The organism is Streptomyces sp. NPDC001220 (genome assembly GCF_053597895.1).
Genome location: NZ_JBSFJE010000018.1, coordinates 105,033 through 127,576 on the forward strand (window position 1 = coordinate 105,033; position 22,544 = coordinate 127,576).

Sequence of the window (22,544 nt, forward strand, 5' to 3'; positions counted from 1 at the left end):
CGCGGGGGTCATCCGTACGTCGAGACCGTCGCCCCGGAGGCGTTCGCGGGGGTCATTCGTACATCGAGACCGTCGCCCCCGAGGCGTTCGCCGGGGTCATTCGTACGTCGAGACCGTCGCCCCGGAGGCGTTCGCCGGGGTCATTCGTACGTCGGGCCCGTCACGTCCCGACTGCTGCCGCTGGGCGTCGAGTTCGGCCAGCCGGGCACGTTCCAGCCGGTCCCACTCCTCGCGCCGCAGGGTGTCCCCGCGGCGCTGGGTCAGCCAGGCGGAGCCGAGGGTGCCGCCCACGCCGACCACCGCCGCCAGCAGGCCCGTCACGGCCGAGTCCATCGCGTGCCCTACCCCGTCCCGCCCCTTGGGCTCAGTGCCCCTGGCAGGCGAAGGCCGCCCACATGTCCAGGGCCGAAGGATCCCCGTCGTGCAGTAGGTCCGCGATCGGGCGGGGCATGCCGTCGGGGAGCACGCGGTCCGGGTCCAGGAGCCACAACTGGGCGTGCCCGACCAGATGATCCCCGCCCCGGCCGTCCGGGTCACCCCGCACCGCCATGTGCTGCCCGCCGGTACCGAGCTGTGGCGGGTGCACAGCGAACGCCGTGCCGCCACCGAGTTCAAGGCCGTACCGGGCGACCTGCACTGGGGCGGCGGCCGGTTCTGCCACATCAGGGACGAGCTGAGCCCCGAGCGGCTCCCCTACCTGTATGCGGGGCTGTCGCCGCTGACCGCTCTGTGCGAGACCCTGGCCCGCGATCTGCGTGTGCAGCCGAACGGGCGCCGGCGCATCACCCAGCCCCGGGTGCGGGGCATGCTGCTGTCGAAGGTCGTCGCGGCCGTCGACCTGCCGCTGGTCGACCTCACGGACAACGCCCGTCTCGCGGCGGTCCGCCAGGACATCTGGCTCGTGGAGGCGGAGGCCCCGGCGTATCCGCGCACCCGTCGCTGGGGCTCGTGGATCCGGGGCCAGGCCGACTGGGCGGTGGGGCTGCGCTGGCCCTCGCGCCAGGACTCGGGGCTGCTCTCCGGCGAGGTGTGCGCCCTGTACGAGCGGGAGAACGGCCCCGCCCTGCTCAAGCCGTCGTCCGAGGCCCCGCTGGAGCTGAACACGCCGGCCGGCCGCGACTACGTGAACAGTCTCCTCGCCGCGCTGCGCATTCGTGTCGAGCACCCCCGAAGGCGCCCGTGACTCCGCACCTCCGCGGTATCACGCCCGAGGGGCGTCACGGACATCCGGTGACCCTCCGGCGCCGCCCCGAAGCGGCCGGCGCGGCGGCCTGCCGCCGGGGCCGAGGGGGAGGCCGGGGCACGCGACCTGGTCGATCACAGACCCCGGCCGCCCGCTAGTCGGCGTCCGAGTCGGGCTTGTTCCCCGCCGCCGCGTACGCCTGGGCCGGTGTCATCGGGACCCCGTTGAGGCTCACCGTCTTGTAGGGGCTGACCTTGGCGCAGGTCTTGGAGTCGTCGGCGGTCGAGGCGTTGGCGTTGGAGACGGCGGCCTTGGTGTCGCCGGAGCTGGCCGGGTAGCTGGAGCCGGTCGTCCAGTCGCTGCCGATGACCAGGGTCACGCCGGTGCCGGTGCCCTGCTTGACGTGCGAGCTGGGTACGTCCAGCGCCTTGGCGACGGTCTGTGCCTCGGCCTTGTCGCCGCTCCCGTAGGTCACGGTGGTCGTGGTCGCCGAGCTCGGCGCGTTGGCCGTGCTCGTACCGCTGCTGAAGCCCTGCGAGATCAGCGAGGTCGCGATCGCGGAGGCGCGGCCCGTGACGTCGGTGCCGTTCTCGACGGTCACGGCGATCTGGGCGGCGGGTACGGTCGCGGTGGTGGCCTTCGGCTTCGCGGTGGCCTCGGCGGCCGACGACTTCTTGCCGGAACTGGTGGTCAGCGACTGGTCGTTGGCCATGGTGGCGAACAGGTCCTTGGCACCGTCGCCGACCACCACGCGGTTGTTGTTGTTCGGGTCCGGGGCGGTCTGCATGGTGGTGAAGGTCATCCGCTTGGTGGGGACCTTGTTCACGTCGGCCGCGAGCGATATCAGCTTCTTGACGGTGCCGAGGCCGTCGTCCACGGTGAGCGCCTTGGTGGCGGCATCGGCGAGCTTGTAGACCGCGGTGGGGTCGGTGAGCGTGCCCGCGCTCTTGAAGTTGCGCATCATCGCGCTGAGGAAGATGTGCTGGGAGACGGTACGGCCGAGGTCGCTGCCGTCGCCGAAGCCGTGCCGGGAGCGGACGAACTCCAGTGCGGCCTCGCCCTTGAGGGTGTGGGGGCCCTTGGACAGCTTGAGGTGCGAGTAGGTGTCGTACACGTTGGAGCTGACGCAGACGGAGACGCCGCCGACCGCGTCGGACATCTTGACCACGCCCGAGAAGTCCAGCTTGACGAAGTGGTCGATGGTGATGCCGGTGAGCTGGTGGATGGTGTCGACCTGGCAGGCGGGCCCGTACTCGAGGGCGCTGTTGACCTGGCCGTAGTAGCCGGACGTGGACTGGCCGCTCGCGCTGTCCTTGCAGGCAGGCACGTTGACCATGGTGTCGCGGGGGATGCTCATGACGGTTGCGTTGGAGCGGTCCGCGGATATGTGGACGACCATCTCCACGTCCGCGTTGCCGTTGCCGGTCTGCACCCCGGTCGTCTTGCAGCCGCCGCCGAGCTTGCAGTCCTCGGAGCTGGTCCGGCCGTCCGAGCCGATCACCAGGATGTTGATCGGGGTCCGGCCGAACGCGTCGGCCTTCTCGGTGCCGCCCTTGCCGTCGAGGGAGACGCTGTTGATGTTGCCGTTCAGGTGCTGGTAGAACCACCAACCCGCGCCGGCCGTGACCAGGACCAGGACGGCGGTGACCAGGCCGACCACCTTCAGCGCCCGCCTGCCGCGGCCCGTCGGCCTGGCCCGTCGGGCCCCTCTGCCGCCACGGGATCTGGCCGCCTGCCGGGCCGCGGCCCGGCCACCGGTCGGGCGCGCCCCGTCGGGCAGGGCACCGCGCTGTCCGGGCACCCGGTCGGTGCGGCTCCGCGTGGCCTGCCCCCCCGGGCCGTCCCACGGGTCGGTCATCTTCCACTCCCATGAACGGGTTGGGCCCGCGACAGTGAGGTCGTCCCGTACGCGGCGGTGTACGGGCAGGCGCGAGGTGGGCCCACTTGGGTTGCGTGATTGCGCAATCTAACAAACCCACGGCCCGAGCAGCACAGATCCCTACCGATTTCACAGGTGAGTGATCTCATGGAAACGCCCGTGCATCCCCGTGGAACCCCGGGGGCGCCGGTGCCGTCGGATCCGCGCCGGCGCTCTCAGACCCCCGCTTCGCGCAATCGGCGCACCGGTGCCGGAACTTGGTACGAGCGCACGGTCAGCTGTCCGACGGTCACCCGCACCACGGTCACGATGTCCGGATCGTCCACATAGTAGATCTGCCGACGCCCCTCCCGGCGGGAGCGCACCAGGCCGGCCAGCCTGAGCTTGGCCAGGTGCTGGCTGACCGCGGGCAGGGCGCCGCCGACCCGGTCGGCGAGGCATGTCACGTCACTCTCGCCCTGGGACAGCGCCCACATGAGGTGCAGCCGGGCCGGTGAGGCGAGCAGCCCGAACACCGCGGCCGCCTCCGCCAGCACCCTGCCGGAGGGGTCCGCGGCTCCACCGATGTCCTCCGCCACAGCCCGCTCCCTCCTCACAGTCGTCGCACAGAAGTGCACTCAGTGTAGGCGGGCGGTCACCGGCCTCCGTACGGCCTCCCCGGAATGTCCTGCACGTGTTCTCCGCATTGTCATGAGCGGGTGACAGATCATCGACGGCTCGGCGTCAGGCGCCGCCGCGGGCCACTGCCGTTCATAAGCTTGCGCAACAAGGCAACTGAGCAAGGCGCCACCCCGTACCGGGAGGACAACCAACGTGGGCATCGTCAGCTGGGTCATCCTCGGCCTCCTCGCCGGAGCCATCGCCAAGATCCTGCTGCCCGGCCGTGACCCGGGTGGCCTGATCGGCACCACCCTGATCGGCATCGCGGGCGCCTTCGTCGGCGGCTGGCTCTCGGCCCGCTTCCTCGACCGCCCGGTGGAGAAGCAGTTCTTCGACCTCTACACCTGGGGCGCCGCGATAGCCGGCTCCCTGGTCCTCCTCATCGCCTACCGGCTGCTGTTCGGCAACTCGCGCGACCGCGCGCGGCGGTGACTCCGGTCACCTTCCAGAGCCGGGCCCAGTCACGACATTCCGGAAGTACGGGGACCGTGGCCACACGACATTCCGGATGTACGGGGACGGGCCCGCGGGCCTCGTCAACAGGGCGTGAGTGCCTGCGGCGCAGGCAAGGCGCCGATTCCACTTCCACCCCACAGTGAGTCGTGTGACACTGGCGTCCCGTCCGCAGTGTGGACACCTCGGCACACCGTCCCCCACGAGAAGTGCGACTTGCGTTCTCTACCACTGCCACTCGCCCTCACCGCGCGCCTGACGCCGGTCGCCGTGCTCGCCTGTGCGGGCTGGGCGATGGCGTCGGGTCCGGACAAGACGTCCGCCACCGCCTCCGGTGACACCTCGACCCAGCAGACGGCCGGCCAGTCGGCGAGCGACGCCCCGTCGTCGTCCACGGCGTCGACGGGGGCCGTCAAGACCTACGCCGGCGCTCCCGCGCCCTGCGGCAGCATCCCGGTGGCCACCATCAAGTCGCTGGTGCCGGGCGCGAAGACGGCCGGCAAGGAGATCCCCTCCACGGACACCAAGCTGCGCCGCACCTGCTCCTGGAACGCGCTCAAGGGGTACGACTACCGCTGGCTCGACGTCTCCTTCGAGATCATGGACACGGACGCGGCGGCGGCGAAGGAGTACAAGGACCGGGTCGCGGAGAAGAGCGGCGGCGGGGCGGTGCCGGGGCTCGGTGACAGCGGCTACTCGGTGGTGAACCTCAGCACCGAGGACAAGCAGCAGACCCGTGAGGGCGTGGTGATGGCCCAGGTCTCGAACGCGCTGGTGGTCATCACCTACAACGGCAGCGACTTCGAGAACAAGAAGGCGCCGTCCACGGACGAGATCAACAAGGGCGCCATCAAGGCGGCGAAGAGCGCGGTGACCGCGCTGAAGGGCAGCCGGTAACCGCTCCGGCCGCCCTTCGCGCTCATGCTTCTTCGGGGGTGCGCCTCGTCAGCAGGGTCAGTCCCACGTACAGCACCAGGGACGTGCCGAGTCCGACCGCCCAGCCGTAGTCGGCGAGCGAGGACAGCGCCGGGATCGGGCGGCCGTCGAACAGCGGCTTGAAGCTGGCGCCGCCGACGGCGAGGACACCGCCGACGAGGAAGGCCACGACCGCCCGCCAGTTCCAACCGCCGTCGTACCAGTACCGGCCGCCCGTACGGTACAGGTCGGTCAGGTCGAGGCGGGTGCGGCGCAGCAGCCAGTAGTCGGCGATGAGGATGCCGGCGACCGTGCCGAGCAGACCGCCGACCAGGCCGAGCCAGGTGAAGATGTAGCCCTGCGGGTCGGAGTACAGCTTCCACGGGAAGATCACCACACCGAGCACGCAGGTGATCAGGGCGCCGGTGCGGAAACTGATCTTCCGGGGCGCGATGTTGGAGAAGTCGAACGACGGCGACACCAGGTTGGCCGCGATGTTCACGGACAGGGTCGCGACGAGGACGGTGACCAGGGCGTAGAGCAGCCCGACCACGTTGTCCGTCTTGGCGGCCAGCTGGACCGGGTCCCAGATCGGCGCGCCGTACACGGCCTGGGAACCGGAGGTCACCAGGACCGACAGGAACGCGAACAGGGTCATCGTGGTCGGCAGGCCGAGGGCCTGGCCCCAGGTCTGCGCCTTCTGGCTCTTGCCGTACCGGGTGAAGTCGGGGATGTTCAGGCTCAGGGTGGACCAGAAACCGATCATGCCCATCAGCGAGGGCCAGAACAGCTTCCAGAAGTCCCCGCCCCAGCCGAGCTTGGAGGGCTGGTCGAAGAGCGGGCCGAGACCGCCGGCCTTGTTGCTCATCCAGACCAGCATCACGATCGCGCCGACGATCACGAAGGGCGCGGCCCAGTTCTCGAAGCGGCGGATGGTCTCCATGCCCCGGTAGATGATGGCGACCTGGAGCGCCCAGAAGATCGCGAACGACAGCCACATGGTCCAGGCGTAACCGCCGACGTGCGAGGCGTTCGCCCAGCTGTCGCCGATGAGCTTGCCGGCGAGGAAGTAGATGGCCTCGCCGCCGATCCAGGTCTGGATGCCGAACCAGCCGCAGGCCACCAGCGCCCGTACGACGGCGGGGAGGTTGGCGCCGCGTACGCCGAAGCTGGCGCGGGCGAAGACCGGGAAGGGGATGCCGTACTTCGGCCCGGCGTGCCCGGTGAGCAGCATCGGGACCAGGACGATCAGGTTGGCCAGGGCGATGGTGAACACGGCCTGTTTCCAGTCCATGCCGACCGCGATCAGCCCGGAGGCCAGGGTCCAGGACGCCGTGTTGTGGGCCATGCCGACCCAGAGCGCGGAGAAGTTGTACGTGGTCCACGTGCGCTTTTCGACGGGGACCGGCAGCAGGTCCTCGTTGGCGTAGGGACCGGTCGGCGGCGGGGAGCCCGGGGCGAGCTCGACGCGCCCGTCGGAGGCGGTGACTTGGCCGGACGGCGGTATGGCTGTGGGAGCGGTGTCGGTCATGGGCAGGCCAATCGGGAGGAGACGGGACGGGAGAAAGGCCGTGCGGGTGGCGCCGAGGGGGGAGGTGAGCGGGGGGTGCGAGGGGGACCCCCTTCCCGGGACGGCGGGAAGGGGGAGATCAACCGGTGGGTGCGGGTCAGCCGTTGACGGTCGGGATGACCTTGCTCCCGTATGCGTCGATGGTGGCTTCCTGCGCGTCGTGCATGTCGTAGACGGCGAACTGGTCGACGCCCAGCTCGCGCAGTGCGTTCAGCTTCTCGATGTGCTTCTCCACCGGTCCGATGACGCAGAACCGGTCGACGATCTCGTCGGGCACGAACTCGGTGTCGGGGTTGCCGCTGCGCCCGTGGTGCGCGTAGTCGTAGGCCTGGCGGGACTTGATGTAGTCGGTGAGTTCGTCGGGTACGGCGGCGGAGTGCTCGCCGTACTTGGCGACGAGGTCGGCCACGTGGTTGCCGACCATGCCGCCGAACCAGCGGCACTGGTCACGGGCGTGCGCCAGAGCTTCGGGCGAGTCGTCCTCGGTGACGTACGCCGGGGCGGCGACGCAGATCCTGACCTCGGAGGGGTCACGTCCGGCGGCCACCGCCGCGTCCTTCACCGCCTTCACCATGTACTCGGTGAGGTAGAGGTCGGAGAGCTGGAGGATGAAGCCGTCGGCCTCCTCGCCTGTCATCTTGAGCGCCTTCGGGCCGTACGCGGCCATCCAGACGGGGAGTTCGGCACCGGGCCTGATCCACGGGAACCGGATCACCGTGCCGCCCAGGTCGGCTTCCTCGCCCCGGCCCAGTGCCCGGATGACCTTCATGGCCTCGCTGATCCGGGCGAGGGTGTTGGGCTTGCGCCCGGCCACCCGCATCGCGGAGTCGCCGCGGCCGATGCCGCAGACCGTGCGGTTGCCGAACATGTCGTTGAGGGTGGCGAAGGTGGAGGCGGTGACCTCCCAGGTGCGGGTGCCCGGGTTGGTGACCATCGGCCCGACGGTCAGCTTCGTCGTGTTGGCGAGGATCTGGCTGTAGATCACGAACGGTTCCTGCCACAGCACGGCGGAGTCGAAGGTCCAGCCGTACGAGAACCCGTTGCGTTCGGCCCGCTTCATCAGGCTGATGACACGGGAGGCCGGCGGGTCGGTCTGCAGGACGAGTCCGAAGTCCATGGGCGCCACTCCTAGTTGAGGTACTGACAGGTGGAGCGCGGAGTGTAGACGCCGTGTCCGGCGTGTCCGGTGTACTCCCGCTCGGTGATGACGAGTTCGCCGCGCGAGAGGACCGTCTCGACCCGGCCGGTGAGCCGCTTGCCCTCGTACGCCGAGTAGTCGACGTTCATGTGGTGGGTCTCGGCGGAGACGATCTGCTCGGCGTGCGGGTCGTAGATGACGACGTCGGCATCGGCACCCGGGGTGATGGTGCCCTTCTTCGGGTACATCCCGAACATCCGGGCCGGGGCGGCGCAGGCGATCTCGATCCAGCGACGGCGCGAGATGTGCCCGTCGACGACGGCCTGGTGGAGCAGGTCCATGCGGTTCTCGACGCCGGGCAGGCCGTTGGGGATCTTCGAGAAGTCCCCGCGGCCCAGTTCCTTCTGGCCCACGAAGCAGAAGGGGCAGTGGTCGGTGGAGACCACCTGGAGGTCATTGGTCCGCAGGCCCTGCCAGAGCTTGGCCTGGTGCTCCTTGGGCCTGAGCGGGGTCGAGCACACGTACTTCGAGCCCTCGAAGTCGGGCTCGGCGAGGTTGTCGGTCGACAGGAACAGGTACTGCGGGCAGGTCTCGCCGAAGACGGGCAGCCCCTCGTCGCGTGCCCGCGCCAGCTCGGCCACCGCCTCCATCGCCGAGACGTGCACGACGTACAGGGGCGCGCCGGCCACCTGGGCGAGCCTGATGGCGCGGTGTGTGGCCTCGGCTTCGAGCAGCGCCTTGCGCACCTCGCCGTGGTAGCGGGGGTCGGTCTCGCCACGGGCCAGCGCCTGCTCCACCAGCACGTCGATGGCGATGCCGTTCTCGGCGTGCATCATGATCAGGCCGCCGTTCTCGGCGGAGCGCTGCATGGCGCGCAGGATCTGGCCGTCGTCGGAGTAGAAGACGCCGGGGTAGGCCATGAACTGCTTGAAGGAGGTCACCCCCTCCTCGACCAGCAGGTCCATCTCCTTGAGCGTCTCCTGGTTCACATCGGAGACGATCATGTGGAAGCCGTAGTCGATCGCGCAGTTGCCCTCGGCCTTGGCGTGCCAGGCGTCCAGGCCCTCGCGCAGGCTGTGGCCGACGCTCTGTACCGCGAAGTCGACGATCGTCGTCGTACCGCCCCAGGCGGCGGCCCGGGTGCCGGTCTCGAAGGTGTCGGAGGCGAAGGTGCCGCCGAACGGCAGCTCCATGTGGGTGTGGGCGTCGACACCGCCCGGGATGACGTACTTGCCGGTCGCGTCGATGGTCCTCCCCCACCCTTCGGGCGGGGGTGCCCCCATCTCGCTTCGCTCGGCGGTGAAGGCCTCGGCGGCGGGGGTTCCGGAGGCGGCGAGGGCGGCGATGCGGCCGTCCTCGATCAGGACGTCGGCGTGGATCTCGTCGGACGCGGTGATGACGAGTCCGCCCCGGATGACGGTACGGCTGCTCATTCTCCCTCTCCTGCCCTGCTCGACTCTGGTGCGGTTACGGTGCGGTGATCGGGCCGTACGCGTCGGGGCGGCGGTCCCGGAAGAACTGCCAGCGGTCGCGGACCTCGCGCAGCTTGGCCAGGTCCAGGTCGCGGACGACGAGTTCGGTCTCCTTGTCCGAGGCCACCTCGCCGGCGAACTGGCCCTCCGGGTCCACGAAGTACGAGGTCCCGTAGAAGTCGTTGTCCCCCAGGTCCTCCACGCCGACCCGGTTGATCGCGCCGACGAAGTACTCGTTGGCCACGGCCGCCGCCGGCTGCTCCAACTGCCAGAGGTAGCGGGAGAGTCCACGCGAGGTGGCCGACGGGTTGAAGACGATCTCGGCACCGCCGAGGCCCAACGCCCGCCAGCCCTCCGGGAAGTGCCGGTCGTAGCAGATGTAGACGCCGATCTTCCCGACCGCGGTCTCGAAGACCGGCCAGCCCGCGTTGCCCGGACGGAAGTAGAACTTCTCCCAGAAGCCGGGGACCTGGGGGATGTGGTGTTTGCGGTACTTGCCGAGGTACGAGCCGTCCGCGTCGATCACGGCCGCGGTGTTGTAGAGGACGCCGGGCTGCTCCTCCTCGTACACCGGCAGGATCAGGACGATGCCCAACTCCCGCGCGAGGGACTGGAAACGCTGGACGACCGGGCCGTCCGGTACCTGCTCGGCGTACTCGTAGAACGCCTTGTCCTGGACCTGGCAGAAGTAGGGTCCGTAGAACAGTTCCTGGAAGCACAGGACCTGGGCGCCCTGCGCGGCCGCGTCGCGGACCGCCTGCTCGTGGACCTGGATCATCGACTCCTTGTCGCCGGTCCAGGCGGTCTGGAACAGGGCGGCACGAATCACTCGGCTCATCGGGACCTCCGGTCGCTCGGTGTGCGAGGAGCCTAGAAAGTCCGGAAGCGGGCTTTGAGTGGCACGGTGTCACGTCTGCGGGCGCTCCGCGTGTCACCGTGTCACGCGGTCGTCGGCTCATGTTTCACCGCCGTTTTCCCAGGTCGTCGCATGTTTCACCGCTGTTGCGCGTCATGTGCGAGGAGTGCGATGTGCACGGAGGCCGCCTGTTCGAAGTCGTCGAGGTCGACGCCGAGCCGGGTCTGTATCGCCTCCAGGCGGCGGTACAGGGCGGGCCGCGAGACGTGGTGCAGCTGGGCGGTGCGGGACTTGTTGCGCCCGGTGGCGAGGTACGTCCGCAGGACGCCGAGGAGGTCCTGGTCGACGCCTTTTCCGCACAGCAGCCCGTCCAGCTCGCGCTCGGCGAAGGACTGGACGTGCGGGTCGTCGCGGAGCAGCCGGATCAGGCCCCGCAGGTGTACGTCCTTGAGCCGTACGACGGGTGGCAGGTCGAGGGCGTCCGAGGAGTCGGCGACGGCGTCGGCCACGTGCTGCGCCTCGCGCAGACCGGCGGGCACGTCGTCCCAGGAGGTACGGGGACCGGCGGCGGCGACCACCGCCTGCGGCTCGGCCGCCTCGCCGTGCAGCCGGACGGCGAAGTGCGTGGCGAGGGCGTCGGCGTCCTGGTCGCGGGCGAGGCTGAGCAGGACGGCGGTGACACGTTCGGTGAGCTCGGCGACGAGTCCGGGCAGCCCCAACAGGCGCAGGATCCGTTCCAGTTGGGCCGGTTCGGCGTCCGTGACGACGACGGGGACGAACGTCCGCCGGTTGACCGGCAGTCCGGCCGCCCGGGCCCTGGGCAGCAACTGCCGGGCCGGTACGACCCCGGAGACCAGGTCGGTCAGCAGGCTCTGCGCGGACTGCTCCTCCCAGCTGTGGGCGGAGCCGCCGCCGAGCATGCGGTGCAGGACGAGGGCCTCGGCGCCGCGGTCGGCGAGCAGCCGCCCGGTGGCGGTGTCACCGCGGTAGCCGCAGAGCATGATCTGGCCCCAGCGCTCGCCGCGGCCGGCGAGTTCGGCGCGGATCCAGCCGTCGCCCTCACCGCCGCCGGCCTGCCGGGCGATGCGCTCCCAGTCGCGCAGCACGTCGTCCACGGCCGACCGCTCCCCCGCGGTGGCCAGCACCCGGTGCGCGAGGTTGGTGACGACGACCGGGCAGGCGCTGTGCACGGCGACCTCGTCGAGGAGGCGTTGCAGGGGGGCACCGGCGGTGATGAGGCCGGTGAGGGCGGTACGGACCGACTCGGAGAGGCTGACGGCGGCGAACTTCCGCCGTACCAGACGGGACTGGACCTCCTCCGTCAGCTCGGCGAAGGGGAAGGGGCGGTGCAGGACCACCAGGGGGAGGCCGCAGCGGTCCGCCGCGCGGCGCATGGCGTCGGGCGGGGACGGGAAGGCGCGGCCGAGGCCGAGGACGACCGCGGCGGCCTCGGCCCGGTGCAGGGACTGGATGTACTCGGCCTGTTTGTGCGCGTCGTCCGCCAGCAGGACGCCGGTGGTGAGGACCATCTCGCCGCCGGTGAGCATGACGCCGACGTCGGGCGCCTCGGCCACGTGCACCCAGCGGACGGGGCGGTCGAGGTGGGCGGAACCGGCGACCACCTCGGGGTCGCCGGCGAGGACCCGTTCCAGGGCGAGGATCTGACGGACCGACAGTATGGGGTCTGTGGTGTGCGGGGGATCCCAAGTGGCGGTCATCTTGCGTGGTCCCTTGGTCGGGTTCGGTGCGTGTGTCGGCTGCCGGCCGGTGGGGGCTGGTCGCGCAGTTCCCCGCGCCCCTAAAAGCAGGGGGCTGCACCAGCGCCCCTTGAGGGGCGCGGGGAACTGCGCGACCAGCCACGACGGCGCCGCAGTCGACACACGGTGGGTCGCCTAGTAGGCACTCCTCAGCGCCTGTTCGAGAATCGCCGCGCCCTCCTCCGCCTCCGCCACCGTCAAGGACAACGGCGGCGCGATGCGCAGGGCGCTGGTGTTGTGGCCGCCGCCCTTGCCGATCAGGAGGCCGCCTTCACGGGCCGCCTCCAGGACGGCGGAGGCGGACTTGGGGTCGGCCTCGTCCGTACCGGGCTTGACCAGTTCGACGCCGATCATCAGGCCGCGGCCCCGGACCTCCCGCACGCCGGGCAGCTGGGCGGCGACGGCGCGCAGGCGTTCGATCAGCAGGCCGCCCACCCGGCGGGCGTTGCCCTGGAGGTCGTGGTCCAGGAGGTACGCCAGGTTGGCGAGGCCCGCCGCCATGGTGATCTGGGTGCCGCCGAACGTCGAGATGCTGTTGGAGTCCAGGCAGTTCATGATCTCGGAGCGGGCGATCACGCCGCCGATGGACATGCCGTTGCCGATGCCCTTGGCGAAGGTGACGATGTCCGGCGGGCCGCTCTGGCCGTGTGCCTGCCAGCCCCAGAAGTGCTCGCCGGTGCGGCCCCAGCCGGTCTGTACCTCGTCGGCGATCCAGAGGATGCCCTGCTCCTGGAGGACCTTGCGGAAGGCCGCGTACAGCCCGTCGGGCGGGGAGGTGAAGCCGCCGACCCCCTGGATGGGCTCGGCGATCAGCGCGGCCGGCGGGCGGGTGTGGCCGAGGAGGTCGCGCAGGTCGTCGACGCAGGCCGCGATGAAGTCCCGGTCGTTCAGCTCGGCGTACGGGCCGCGGGTGCGCACGCCGCCGTGGACGTACAGCGTCTGGAGCGGTGAGAGGGAGGTCGGGGACCAGCCCTTGTTGCCGGTGATGCCGACGGCGCTGAAGGAGCGGCCGTGGTAGCTGTTGCGCATCGCCAGGATCGTGTTGGTCCGGCGGTAGGTCGTCGCGAGCAGCAGGGCGGTGTCGTTGGCCTCGGTACCGGAGGTGGTGAAGAACACCCGGGCGTCCGGGATGCCGCTCAAGTGCGCGACACGCTCGGCCAGTTCGACCATCGGACGGTTGAGGTAGAGCGTGGAGGAGTGGATGATCCGTCCTGCCTGCTCGCTCACCGCCTTCGTCACCTCGGGGAGGGCGTGCGCGGTCATCGTGGTGAGGATGCCGCCGAAGAAGTCGAGGTAGCGGTTGCCGCCCGCGTCCCAGACGTGCCGGCCCTCCCCGTGGGTGATCTCCAGCGGCTCGTCGTAGTAGAGGGCCAGCCAGTCGGGAAGGACCTGGCGGTGGCGGGCGAAGAGGTCGTTCACGGCTGTACCAGCCCTTCGTAGGCGTCGGGACGGCGGTCGCGGTAGAAGGCCCACTGCTGCCGTACTTCTTCGATCAGGTCGAAGTCGAGGTCACGGACGACGAGTTCCTCGCTCTTGTCGCTCGCCACCTCCCCCACGAACTGCCCACGCGGATCGACGAAATAGCTCGTGCCGTAGAAGTCGTTGTCTCCGTACTCCTCCTGCCCCACCCGGTTGATGGCGGCGATGAAGTACTCGTTGGCGACGGCGGCCGCCGGTTGCTCCAGCTGCCAGAGGTAGGCCGACAGGCCGCGCGAGGTGGCCGACGGGTTGTAGACCAACTGGGCGCCGTTGAGACCGAGTTGCCGCCAGCCCTCCGGGAAGTGGCGGTCGTAGCAGATGTACACGCCGACCTTGCCGACGGCGGTGTCGAAGACCGGCCAGCCGACGTTCCCGGGCTTGAAGTAGTACTTCTCCCAGAAGCCCTTGACCTGCGGGATGTGATGCTTGCGGTACTTGCCGAGGACGCTGCCGTCGGCGTCGATCACCACGGCGGTGTTGTAGTAGAACCCGGACTGCTCGACCTCGAACACCGGGACGACGACGACCATGCCGGTCTCACGGGCCAGCTCCTGCATACGACGGACCGTGGGGCCGTCCGGGACCGGCTCGGCCCAGCGGTAGTGCTCGGGTTCCTGGACCTGGCAGAAGTAGGGGGCGTTGAAGACTTCCTGAAATCCGATGATCTTCGCACCCCGGCGGGCCGCCTCGCGGGCGTGCACCTCGTGTTTCGCCACCATGGACTCGGTGTCGCCGGTCCAGGTGGCCTGGACCAGAGCGGCGCGTACGACGTTGGCCATGAGCTGCTCCTTCTACGCCCGTAGAGGGTCGAAAGTAAGCCTCCTCGGAGTCCTTGCCAAGACCATCGTCGTTAAGCCGCCGAGTCGATCTCGTTTCTAACCTGGCTGGCGGATGCGGGGGCCGGTGCGCCCGTGCGTCAGGAGGTGAGGCCTGCCACCCGCAGGGCGTGCAGCAGGTCCCAGTGGCGCTGGTCCGAGACCGTCCGGGCCGAGCGCAGGAGCAGCGGGACCAGGCGGTGCGGGTCGGGTTCCGCGCTGTGCGCCGCCTCTTCCGGGGTGCGGACCTGGACGTAGGTGTCCAGCAGGGCCCGGACCTCGCGGTGGCGGCCCGCGGTGTCCAGGGCGAGGACGGCCTGGCCGATCTCGGTGGCGGGGCGGACCACGCCCTGGCGGAGGATCTGGCGGCCGTCGGCGGTCCGGCCCGCGGCGGTCAGCGTGTCGGCGGCGGCCACCAGCCGGGCGGGCGGCAGCGAGGCCGTCTCCCAGAGCAGCGTGGCCCAGTCCGCGCCGAGCCCGGCCCGCTGGAGGGCGTCCGCGAGCAGGGGGAAGCGGGCGGCGGGCCACTGCGCGGCCTCGGCCAGGAGCGCGTGCGCCTCTCCGGTGCGGCCCTCGGCCCGCAGCCGTTCGAGTCGCGCCACGGCCCCCGTCACGGCCTGTCCCGCCTCCTCGTCGGCCTGCTCCACCACCGGCTCCGGCCGCACCGGCGCCGCGGCGGCCCCGGCGAACCGGGCGCCGCGCGGGGTGCGACGGCCACCGGGATCCGCGGATACGGCCGCCTCCGGCGTCTGCGGTACGGCGGCGGGCACGGCCTCGTCCTCCGCCAGCCCGGCGAACCGGGCGCTGCCCCGCCGGCGCTTGCGCTGCTTGGCGGGGGCTGCGGCGGGGGCGGGAGCGGGGGCCGGGGCTTCGGGCGCCTGCGGGACGGAGGACGGCCGGGCTGTGCCGCCGTCGGGCGTGACCCCGTCGGGACGGCCGCGCATCGTCGTACCGGACGCGGACTCATGCGCGGTCGTGAACGCTTGCGCAGCCGTGGACGCTTGCGCGGTCGCGGTCGGTTCGGCGGCCGGGCCGGTCGACGGCGGCCCCGGTTCGGCCTGGCGCGCCAACCGCCCCATACGGGCCCGGAGTTCGGCACACCGGGCGGAGGCCCGTTCGTGGTCGTCTCGGGCCCAGGCGAGGTCGATGTCGAGGGACTCGGCCTCCTCGCGGGAGTGCGCGGAGCTGTACGCGCGGCCGAGCTGGGCCAGCCGTTCGGCGGCGTAGCGCTGTTCGCGGAGCATGACGTCGAGGCGGTCGCTCAGCTCCTCCCGGACCCCGGGCCGGGCGTCGTACGCGGCGAGGGCGCCGGCGTGCAGGTGCCGGCCCTGCTCGGCCGCGCGGGCGGCGGCCTCGGGACCGTAGGCGGTCGCGAAGTCCTGGACGAGCGCCTCCACGACGTCCCAGGGCGGGACCTCACGGCCGCCGAGGCAGGCCTGCATACCGTCGGGGTCGCGCTGCCAGAACACCGCGCACCAGCCGCTCCCCTGGTCCAGGCGCGCCAGCAGGCCGTTGAGGTAGTTCGCGAACTCCCGCACCTGGCCCGGGAGCTGATCCACAGTCATCGCCGCACTCCCGCCCGACCGGAACACTCCGGCTTCGTAGGCAACACCAGTTGTGTTACGGGGCTGCTACGGGGAGTTTTCAGCGGGCGCGCAGAGCCCTCGTTACGGGATCTTGACCGACGCGCCTCACACCGGGGCCAGGGCGCAGCGGGTCACCAGTTCGTCCATCGACAGGCCGAGCGCACGGGCCAGCGCGGCGACGGTGAAGAAGGCGGGCGTCGGCGCCCGGCCGGTCTCGATCTTGCGGAGCGTCTCGGCGGAGATACCGGCCTCGGCCGCGACCTCGGTCATGCTCCGGCCGCCGCGCGCCTCGCGCAGCATCTGCCCGAGCCGCTCGCCGCGTTCACGCTCTTCCGGAGTGAGGGGGGTGCGTACCATGCCCACAGTCTAAGCCGTCATTCTAAGCCGGTCTAGAAAGCCGGTATAGTAATTGGCATGGTGGAACTGAAGACAGACGTATCGATCGACGCGATGTACGGGGCCGGCCAGGTCCTCGGGCAGGCCCTGACGGCCGTCCGGGAGGCCGCCGCCGTCGGCGTCTCCCTCCTCGAGCTGGACGAGGTGGCGCGGGGGGTGCTGCGGGCGGCCGGGGCCTCCTCCCCCTTCCTCGGCTACCGGCCCTCCTTCGCGGCCACCCCGTTCCCCGCCGTCATCTGCGCCTCCGTCAACGACGCGATCGTGCACGGCATCCCGACCTCCTACCGGCTGCGCGACGGCGACCTGGTCTCGATCGACTGCGGCGCCGAGCTCGACGGCTGGGTCGGCGACTCGGCGATCAGCTTCACGGTCGGCAGGCCGCGTCCGGCGGACGTACGGCTCGTCGAGACGGCCGAGCGGGCCCTGGCGGCGGGCATCGCGGCGGCGGTCGTCGGCAACCGCATCGGCGACATCGCGCACGCCGTCGGCACCGTCTGCCGCGAGGCCGGCTACGGCATCCCGCAGGGCTTCGGCGGGCACGGCGTGGGCCGCCGTATGCACGAGGACCCGGAGGTGCCCAACGAGGGCCGTCCCGGCCGCGGTCTCCCGCTCCGGCACGGCATGGCCCTGGCGATCGAGCCCATGCTGATCGGCAGCGGCCGGGACGGCTACCACGAGGCTCCCGACGGCTGGACCCTGCGCACGAACGACGGCTCCCGCGCGGCGCACGTGGAGCACACGGTGGCGATCACGGAGGCGGGGCCGCGCATCCTCACGGAACGGAATCCGAAGCGCTGACACAGGCCGTACCTGCGGGTTTCCTCCGCACAACGGCGACCGTACCGGCCCCCTCGGCCGCCCCCGCGGTGCTGGACATGCCCCCCTCGGGCAGGCGTGCGAAGGTGGTGTGACCGGGCGCTGCACGGGGCACCCGCGTGGACCGGCACGTCGACCAGCGAGGGCGTCCCGCCAGGCGCCGGGACGCCGGAACGGAACGAACGCTCATGAGCAGCGGCTACCCCGGACCGAGCGACTTCGGACAGGATCCTTTCGGAGAGTTCCTCGCCCGCTTCTTCGGCGGCGGAGGCGAACGCCAGGGCCCCCGTCAGATAGACATCGGCAGGCTGCTCAGCCAGCCCGCCCGGGAACTGGTCCGGGGCGCCGCCCAGTACGCGGCCGAACACGGCAGCCGGGACCTCGACACCGAGCATCTGCTGCGCGCGGCCCTGACGGCGGAGCCGACCCGCTCCCTGCTCAGCAGGTCCGGCGCGGATCCCGACTCGCTGGCCACGGAGATCGACGGCCGCGCCGGCCCGGTCCAGCACCCGCCCGGCGAGGCGCCCCCGCCGACCTCGCTGTCCCTGACCCCGGCCGTGAAGCGGGCCCTGCTGGACGCGCACGACCTGGCCCGGGCCAGCGGCGCCGGATACATCGGCCCCGAACACGTGCTGGGCGCGCTCGCCGCCAACCCGGACTCGGCCGCCGGGCACATCCTGAACGCGGCCCGGTTCGCCGCCGGCCTGCCGGCGGACGTCCCGGACACCGACCGGGTCCTCACGGGCACGGACAGCCGCCGCCGTACCGGCACGCCCACGCTCGACAAGTACGGCCGCGATCTCACCGAGCTGGCCGGTGAGGGCCGGATCGACCCGGTCATCGGCCGCGACGACGAGATCGAGCAGACCATCGAGGTGCTCTCCCGGCGCGGCAAGAACAACCCCGTGCTGATCGGCGACGCCGGTGTCGGCAAGACCGCCATCGTCGAGGGCCTGGCCCAGCGGATCGCCGACCAGGACGTGCCGGACGTTCTCTCCGGGCGCCGGGTGATCGCCCTCGACCTGCCCGGCGTGGTCGCGGGCACCCGCTTCCGGGGTGACTTCGAGGAGCGCCTGACCAACATCGTGAAGGAGATCCGCGCCCACTCCGACCAGCTGGTCGTCTTCATCGACGAACTGCACACCGTGGTCGGCGCCGGAGGCGGCGGCGAGGGCGGCTCGATGGACGCGGGCAACATCCTCAAGCCGGCGCTGGCCCGGGGCGAGCTGCACATCGTGGGCGCGACCACGCTTGAGGAGTTCCGCAAGATCGAGAAGGACGCGGCGCTGGCCCGCCGTTTCCAGCCGATCCTGGTGCCCGAGCCGACCGTCCCGGACACCATCGAGATCCTGCGCGCCCTGCGCGACCGCTACGAGGCCCACCACCAGGTCCGCTACACCGACGAGGCCCTGGTCGCCGCCGTCGAGCTGTCCGACCGCTACCTCACCGACCGCAGGCTCCCGGACAAGGCGATCGACCTGATCGACCAGGCCGGTGCCCGGGTCCGCCTCGGCTCCCGCGCCAAGGGCAGCGACGTACGGGCCATGGAACGCGAGATCGAGCAGCTCACCCGGGACAAGGACCAGGCGGTCGCCGACGAGCAGTACGAACACGCGACCCAGCTCCGTGACCGCGTCGGCGAGTTGAAGACACGCATCACCGAACTCTCCGGCGAGGAGCAGGCGGACGAGGGGATGAACCTGGAGGTGACGGCCGAGGCGATCGCCGAGGTGGTGTCCCGCCAGACCGGTATCCCGGTCAGCAACCTCACCCAGGAGGAGAAGGAACGGCTGCTGGGCCTGGAGTCTCATCTGCACCAACGGGTCATCGGCCAGAACGAGGCGGTCGCGGCCGTCTCCGAGGCGGTGCTCCGCTCCCGCGCCGGGCTCGCCAGCCCGGACCGCCCGATCGGCAGCTTCCTCTTCCTCGGCCCGACCGGTGTCGGCAAGACCGAACTGGCCCGTGCCCTCGCCGAGGTCCTGTTCGGCAGCGAGGACCGGATGGTGCGCCTGGACATGAGCGAGTACCAGGAGCGCCACACCGTCTCCCGCCTGGTCGGCGCCCCGCCCGGCTATGTCGGCCACGAGGAGGCCGGACAGCTCACCGAGGTGGTCCGCCGCCACCCCTACTCGCTTCTCCTCCTCGACGAGGTGGAGAAGGCCCACCCGGACGTCTTCAACATCCTGCTCCAGGTCCTGGACGACGGCCGCCTGACCGACTCCCAGGGCCGCACGGTGGACTTCACCAACACGGTCATCGTGATGACGAGCAACCTGGGCTCGGACGTGATCACCAGGCGCGGCGCGAGTGTCGGCTTCGGCCCCAGCGGGGAGGAGGCGACGCAGGAGGCCCGCCGGGAACAGGTCCTCCGCCCGCTCAGGGACCACTTCCGCCCGGAGTTCCTGAACCGCATCGACGAGATCGTGGTCTTCCGCCAGCTCACCGGCGAACAGCTGCACCAGATCACCGAGCTGCTGCTCGAGCACACCCGCCGCATGCTGCACGCCCAGGGCATCACGGCCCGCTTCACGGACGCGGCGGTCGACTGGCTGGCGGAACATGGCTACCAGCCGGAGTACGGCGCACGACCGCTACGGCGGACCATCCAGCGGGAAGTCGACAACCAGCTGTCCCGCCGCCTCCTGGACGGCACCGTCACGGAAGGCGGCGAGGTGACGGTGGACGTGAGGGACGGCACCTTGGAGTTCCGGCCGGGATAGGCGCCCCGTCAGGGGCGCGGGGAACTGCGCGACCAGCCCCCGCGCGCCCGCGGTCCGCGCGCTACGGAGCCGGATCCACCACCTGCGCGGATCCTCCGCCCCGCCGCACCGTCTCCGCCGCCGCCAGCCACTTCCCGCCCGGCAGCCGCTGCACCCCGGTAGCCGCCCCGATCTCCGGATTCAGCGAGAACGACTGCCCGATGGCCTCCAACTTGCCCCTCACCACGGGGTCGTTGTACAGCGCCGGTTCCAACTCGGTCTTCGCCGCGTTCCGCTGCGACGCCCGAGGCGCGGCGATGGCGTCCACCAACGGCAGATGCCGGTCCAGGAACTCGGTCAGCACCTGGAGCACGGTGGTGATGATGGTCGCCCCGCCGGGGGAACCGACCGCCACCACGGGCTTGTTCGCCTTGTCGAGCACGATCGTCGGTGAGATGGAGGACCGCGGCCGCTTCCCCGGCCCCGGCAGGTTCGGGTCGTGCACCGCGGGGTTCGCCGGCGTGAACGAGAAGTCGGTCAGCTCGTTGTTGAGCAGGAACCCCCGTCCGGGAACGGTGATCGCGCTGCCGCCGGTCTGCTCGATGGTCAGCGTGTAGGAGACGACGTTCCCCCACTTGTCGGCGACCGTGAGGTGCGTCGTGTTCTCGCCCTCGTACGTGGTCGGCGACGGCGTCCCGGTCGACCCCGGACGGTTCGGGTCGCCGGGCGCGACCGGGCTCGTCAGCACCGAGTCGTCGTGGATCAGCGCGGCCCGCTCGTCGGCGTACCGCTGCGACAGCAGCCCCTTCGTCGGCACCTTCTCGAACGCGGGGTCGCCGACCCACCTCCCCCGGTCCGCGAACGAGATCCGGCTCGCCTCGATGAAGTGGTGCAGGTACTGCACCTCACTGGCCTTGGAGAGGTCGGTGTTCTCAAGGATGTTGAGGGCTTCCCCGACGGTGGTCCCACCGGACGAGGACGGCGCGATCGAGTACACCTTCAGTCCGCGGTACGCCGTCTCGGTGGGCGCCTGCACCTTGGCACGGTACGCCGCCAGATCCTTCGTGGAGAGCTTGCCGGGCCGGGCCTTCCACCCCGAGCCCGGGTCCACCGGCGGGTTGTCGACCGTCGACACGATGTCCTTGCCGAGGTCCCCCCGGTAGATCGCCCCGATCCCCTTCCGCCCCAGCTCCTGGTAGGTCCGGGCCAGCTCGGGGTTCTTGAAGGTCGACCCCACCACCGGCAGCTGTCCGCCCGGCAGGAACAGCTTCGCGGTGTCCGGGAAGTAGCGGAACCGGGTCTCGTTGGACGCGGTCTGCGACCGGAAGGTGTCGTCGACGACGAACCCGTCGCGGGCGATCCGCTCGGCCGGTTTCAGCACCGTGCCCAGCCGTTCGCTCCCCCACCGGTCCAGCGCGGTCTGCCAGGTGGCCGGCGTCCCGGGCGTGCCGACGCTGAGCCCGCTGCTCACGGCGTCCGCGAAGGCGAGCGGCTTGCCGTTCTCCACGAAGAGGTTGGAGTCGGCGGTCAGCGGCGCGGTCTCCCGGCCGTCGATCGTGTGCACCGTACGGGACTTGGCGTTGTAGTAGACGAAGTAGCCGCCTCCGCCGACGCCGGCGGAGTAGGGCTCGGTGACCCCGAGCGCGGCGGCGGTCGCGACGGCCGCGTCGACCGCGTTGCCGCCCTTGCGGAGCACCTCGATACCGGCGGCGGTGGCGTCCGCGTCGACGCTGGAGACCGCACCGCCGTAGCCGACGGCCACCGGCGATTTCGCGACGGTCGCACCGCCGGGGGCGGGAGGCGCTGCCGCCCCCACCGACACCACGGCGGCCGAGACCGCCAGAACGGTCAGTTTCCGCGTGACAGGGCGACGCATCCGCACCTCCAGTTCCGGAACGTCCGCGCAGCGTACCGGCGGGGCCCCGGCCCCGACAGCCACATTCAGGGCACTGTCATATGACCGCCACACTTCGAACACGGGTACGTTCCGGCCACCTGTGACCGCTACCATGCGCGCCCATGAATGACGACCTGCGGAACATTATCCTTGGCGTCGTGGCCGCCGGCATCAGCGCGGCGCTCGGCTGGCTGGCCCGGACCTCGCTGTGGCGGCGCGGTCTGCGCCGCAAGCAGGCCTTCTTCGGGCTGCCGGAGAACTCGGAGTCGCTGCTGGTCGTCAATCGCGATCCGGCCACCTCCGAACCGGCGGTGCACCGCTTCGACGTGTTCGCGCTCCTGGAGCTGGCCGCCCTGATCAAGGACTGCGGCGCCAACCTCCAGATGGTGACCCAGGACAACGTCCAGCAGGGCTTCGGCGAGCGCACCGAGTTCTGCGTGGGCGGGCCCGGGTCGAACCGGCGCATGACGGCGCACATGTCGGCGATGCTGCCGGGCGTACGGGTCAACGTCGACCCGGAACCGGGCCCGGACCGCGGCGCCTTCCAGATCGGCACCGAGCGCTACCGCCTCGACCCGGGCATCACTGAGTACGTCCTGCTGGCCCGTCTCACCGCCGGCCAACGCCCCGACGCCCGACCGGTGTTCCTCTTCTGCGGACAGCGCGCGATCACCAACCAGGCGGCCACCCGCTACCTCGCCCGCAACCACGAGCGGCTCGCCCGCAAGCACGGCAACAACACCTTCGTGCTGCTCCTCAAGGTGGTCAACTCGCAGGCGTACGGCCCTGACGTGGTCGAACTCGTCTCGGACGTGACGCGTGCCGCCCAGGCGCCGCTGCCGCCCGCCACCACCGAGACCACGCGTTCCTCGCACCGCGCCTCCTGAGTGGCTGCACCATTCAACAATCTTTACCCGCACGTAACTTACCGACGGGTTACTTACGGTAAAGGGTCGCGGTTACCGTCTGGTCA

The 22,544-nt window shown here is 71.0% G+C and carries 19 protein-coding genes; 6 read left to right on the plus strand and 13 right to left on the minus strand.

What is annotated here, in order from left to right; translation table 11 throughout:
* Positions 1-96: 96 nt before the first annotated feature.
* A complete protein-coding gene (locus tag ACWDGI_RS35555) occupies positions 97-333 on the minus strand; it encodes a hypothetical protein (RefSeq protein WP_450766237.1) in 237 nt (78 codons plus the stop codon).
* Positions 334-496: 163 nt separating this feature from the next.
* Between ACWDGI_RS35555 and ACWDGI_RS35560 the strand changes: the two genes are divergently transcribed.
* A complete protein-coding gene (locus ACWDGI_RS35560; protein WP_450766239.1) occupies positions 497-1,183 on the plus strand; it encodes an RES family NAD+ phosphorylase in 687 nt (228 codons plus the stop codon).
* 154 nt (positions 1,184-1,337) lie between these two features.
* Here the strand turns inward: ACWDGI_RS35560 and ACWDGI_RS35565 are convergent, their stop codons facing one another.
* Together ACWDGI_RS35565 and ACWDGI_RS35570 are read right to left on the minus strand one after the other, a co-directional pair.
* Complete coding sequence (locus tag ACWDGI_RS35565) at positions 1,338-3,041, minus strand: LCP family protein (RefSeq protein WP_450766241.1); 1,704 nt, start codon at positions 3,039-3,041, stop codon at positions 1,338-1,340.
* A gap of 236 nt (positions 3,042-3,277) precedes the next feature.
* Entirely contained in the window at positions 3,278-3,640 is a 363-nt protein-coding gene (locus tag ACWDGI_RS35570) for an ArsR/SmtB family transcription factor (protein ID WP_450766243.1), read from the minus strand.
* A 235-nt stretch (positions 3,641-3,875) separates the two neighbouring features.
* On the opposite strand from ACWDGI_RS35570, the gene ACWDGI_RS35575 reads away from it, so the two are divergent.
* Both ACWDGI_RS35575 and ACWDGI_RS35580 read left to right on the plus strand, forming a co-directional pair.
* Positions 3,876-4,154, plus strand: coding sequence for a GlsB/YeaQ/YmgE family stress response membrane protein (locus ACWDGI_RS35575; RefSeq protein WP_450766245.1), 279 nt, complete (start codon positions 3,876-3,878; stop codon positions 4,152-4,154).
* Positions 4,155-4,391: 237 nt separating this feature from the next.
* The gene (locus tag ACWDGI_RS35580) at positions 4,392-5,072 is read left to right on the plus strand and encodes a hypothetical protein (RefSeq protein ID WP_450766247.1); all 681 of its coding nucleotides are present in this window, start codon (positions 4,392-4,394) and stop codon (positions 5,070-5,072) included.
* 22 nt (positions 5,073-5,094) lie between these two features.
* Here ACWDGI_RS35580 and ACWDGI_RS35585 read toward each other — a convergent pair whose 3' ends face one another.
* The 9 genes from ACWDGI_RS35585 to ACWDGI_RS35625 all read right to left on the minus strand — a co-directional run bounded on the left by ACWDGI_RS35585 (position 5,095) and on the right by ACWDGI_RS35625 (position 16,120).
* Positions 5,095-6,621, minus strand: coding sequence for an NCS1 family nucleobase:cation symporter-1 (locus tag ACWDGI_RS35585; protein WP_450766249.1), 1,527 nt, complete (start codon positions 6,619-6,621; stop codon positions 5,095-5,097).
* 136 nt (positions 6,622-6,757) lie between these two features.
* Positions 6,758-7,777, minus strand: a complete 1,020-nt coding sequence (locus tag ACWDGI_RS35590) for a TIGR03842 family LLM class F420-dependent oxidoreductase (protein WP_450766251.1) — start codon at positions 7,775-7,777, stop codon at positions 6,758-6,760.
* Positions 7,778-7,788: 11 nt separating this feature from the next.
* The gene (gene hydA / locus ACWDGI_RS35595; protein WP_450766253.1) at positions 7,789-9,231 is read right to left on the minus strand and encodes a dihydropyrimidinase; all 1,443 of its coding nucleotides are present in this window, start codon (positions 9,229-9,231) and stop codon (positions 7,789-7,791) included.
* 34 nt (positions 9,232-9,265) lie between these two features.
* Positions 9,266-10,108, minus strand: a complete 843-nt coding sequence (locus ACWDGI_RS35600; protein ID WP_450766255.1) for a nitrilase-related carbon-nitrogen hydrolase — start codon at positions 10,106-10,108, stop codon at positions 9,266-9,268.
* Between the two features lie 155 nt (positions 10,109-10,263).
* Complete coding sequence (locus tag ACWDGI_RS35605) at positions 10,264-11,844, minus strand: PucR family transcriptional regulator (protein ID WP_450766257.1); 1,581 nt, start codon at positions 11,842-11,844, stop codon at positions 10,264-10,266.
* A 174-nt stretch (positions 11,845-12,018) separates the two neighbouring features.
* Positions 12,019-13,302, minus strand: coding sequence for an aspartate aminotransferase family protein (locus tag ACWDGI_RS35610; protein WP_450766259.1), 1,284 nt, complete (start codon positions 13,300-13,302; stop codon positions 12,019-12,021).
* The gene (locus ACWDGI_RS35615; protein WP_450766261.1) at positions 13,299-14,141 is read right to left on the minus strand and encodes a nitrilase-related carbon-nitrogen hydrolase; all 843 of its coding nucleotides are present in this window, start codon (positions 14,139-14,141) and stop codon (positions 13,299-13,301) included. Before ACWDGI_RS35615 ends, ACWDGI_RS35610 begins: the two co-directional genes overlap by 4 nt.
* 137 nt (positions 14,142-14,278) lie before the next feature.
* Entirely contained in the window at positions 14,279-15,742 is a 1,464-nt protein-coding gene (locus tag ACWDGI_RS35620; protein ID WP_450766263.1) for a hypothetical protein, read from the minus strand.
* A 126-nt stretch (positions 15,743-15,868) separates the two neighbouring features.
* Positions 15,869-16,120 carry a helix-turn-helix domain-containing protein gene (locus ACWDGI_RS35625; protein ID WP_450766265.1) on the minus strand — a complete coding sequence of 84 codons (252 nt, stop codon included), beginning with the start codon at positions 16,118-16,120 and terminating at the stop codon, positions 15,869-15,871.
* A 57-nt stretch (positions 16,121-16,177) separates the two neighbouring features.
* Between ACWDGI_RS35625 and map the strand changes: the two genes are divergently transcribed.
* Both map and ACWDGI_RS35635 read left to right on the plus strand, forming a co-directional pair.
* The gene (map, locus tag ACWDGI_RS35630) at positions 16,178-16,957 is read left to right on the plus strand and encodes a type I methionyl aminopeptidase (RefSeq protein WP_450766267.1); all 780 of its coding nucleotides are present in this window, start codon (positions 16,178-16,180) and stop codon (positions 16,955-16,957) included.
* 206 nt (positions 16,958-17,163) lie between these two features.
* Positions 17,164-19,695: an ATP-dependent Clp protease ATP-binding subunit gene (locus ACWDGI_RS35635; RefSeq protein ID WP_450766269.1), complete on the plus strand. Its 2,532-nt coding sequence runs from the start codon at positions 17,164-17,166 to the stop codon at positions 19,693-19,695.
* 61 nt (positions 19,696-19,756) lie between these two features.
* Here the strand turns inward: ACWDGI_RS35635 and ggt are convergent, their stop codons facing one another.
* Positions 19,757-21,550, minus strand: a complete 1,794-nt coding sequence (gene ggt / locus ACWDGI_RS35640) for a gamma-glutamyltransferase (protein ID WP_450766271.1) — start codon at positions 21,548-21,550, stop codon at positions 19,757-19,759.
* Positions 21,551-21,693: 143 nt separating this feature from the next.
* Here ggt and ACWDGI_RS35645 point away from each other — a divergent pair, with 143 nt between their 5' ends.
* On the plus strand, positions 21,694-22,458 hold the full coding sequence (locus ACWDGI_RS35645; protein WP_450766273.1) for a hypothetical protein: 765 nt from the start codon (positions 21,694-21,696) through the stop codon (positions 22,456-22,458).
* Positions 22,459-22,544 lie beyond the last annotated feature (86 nt).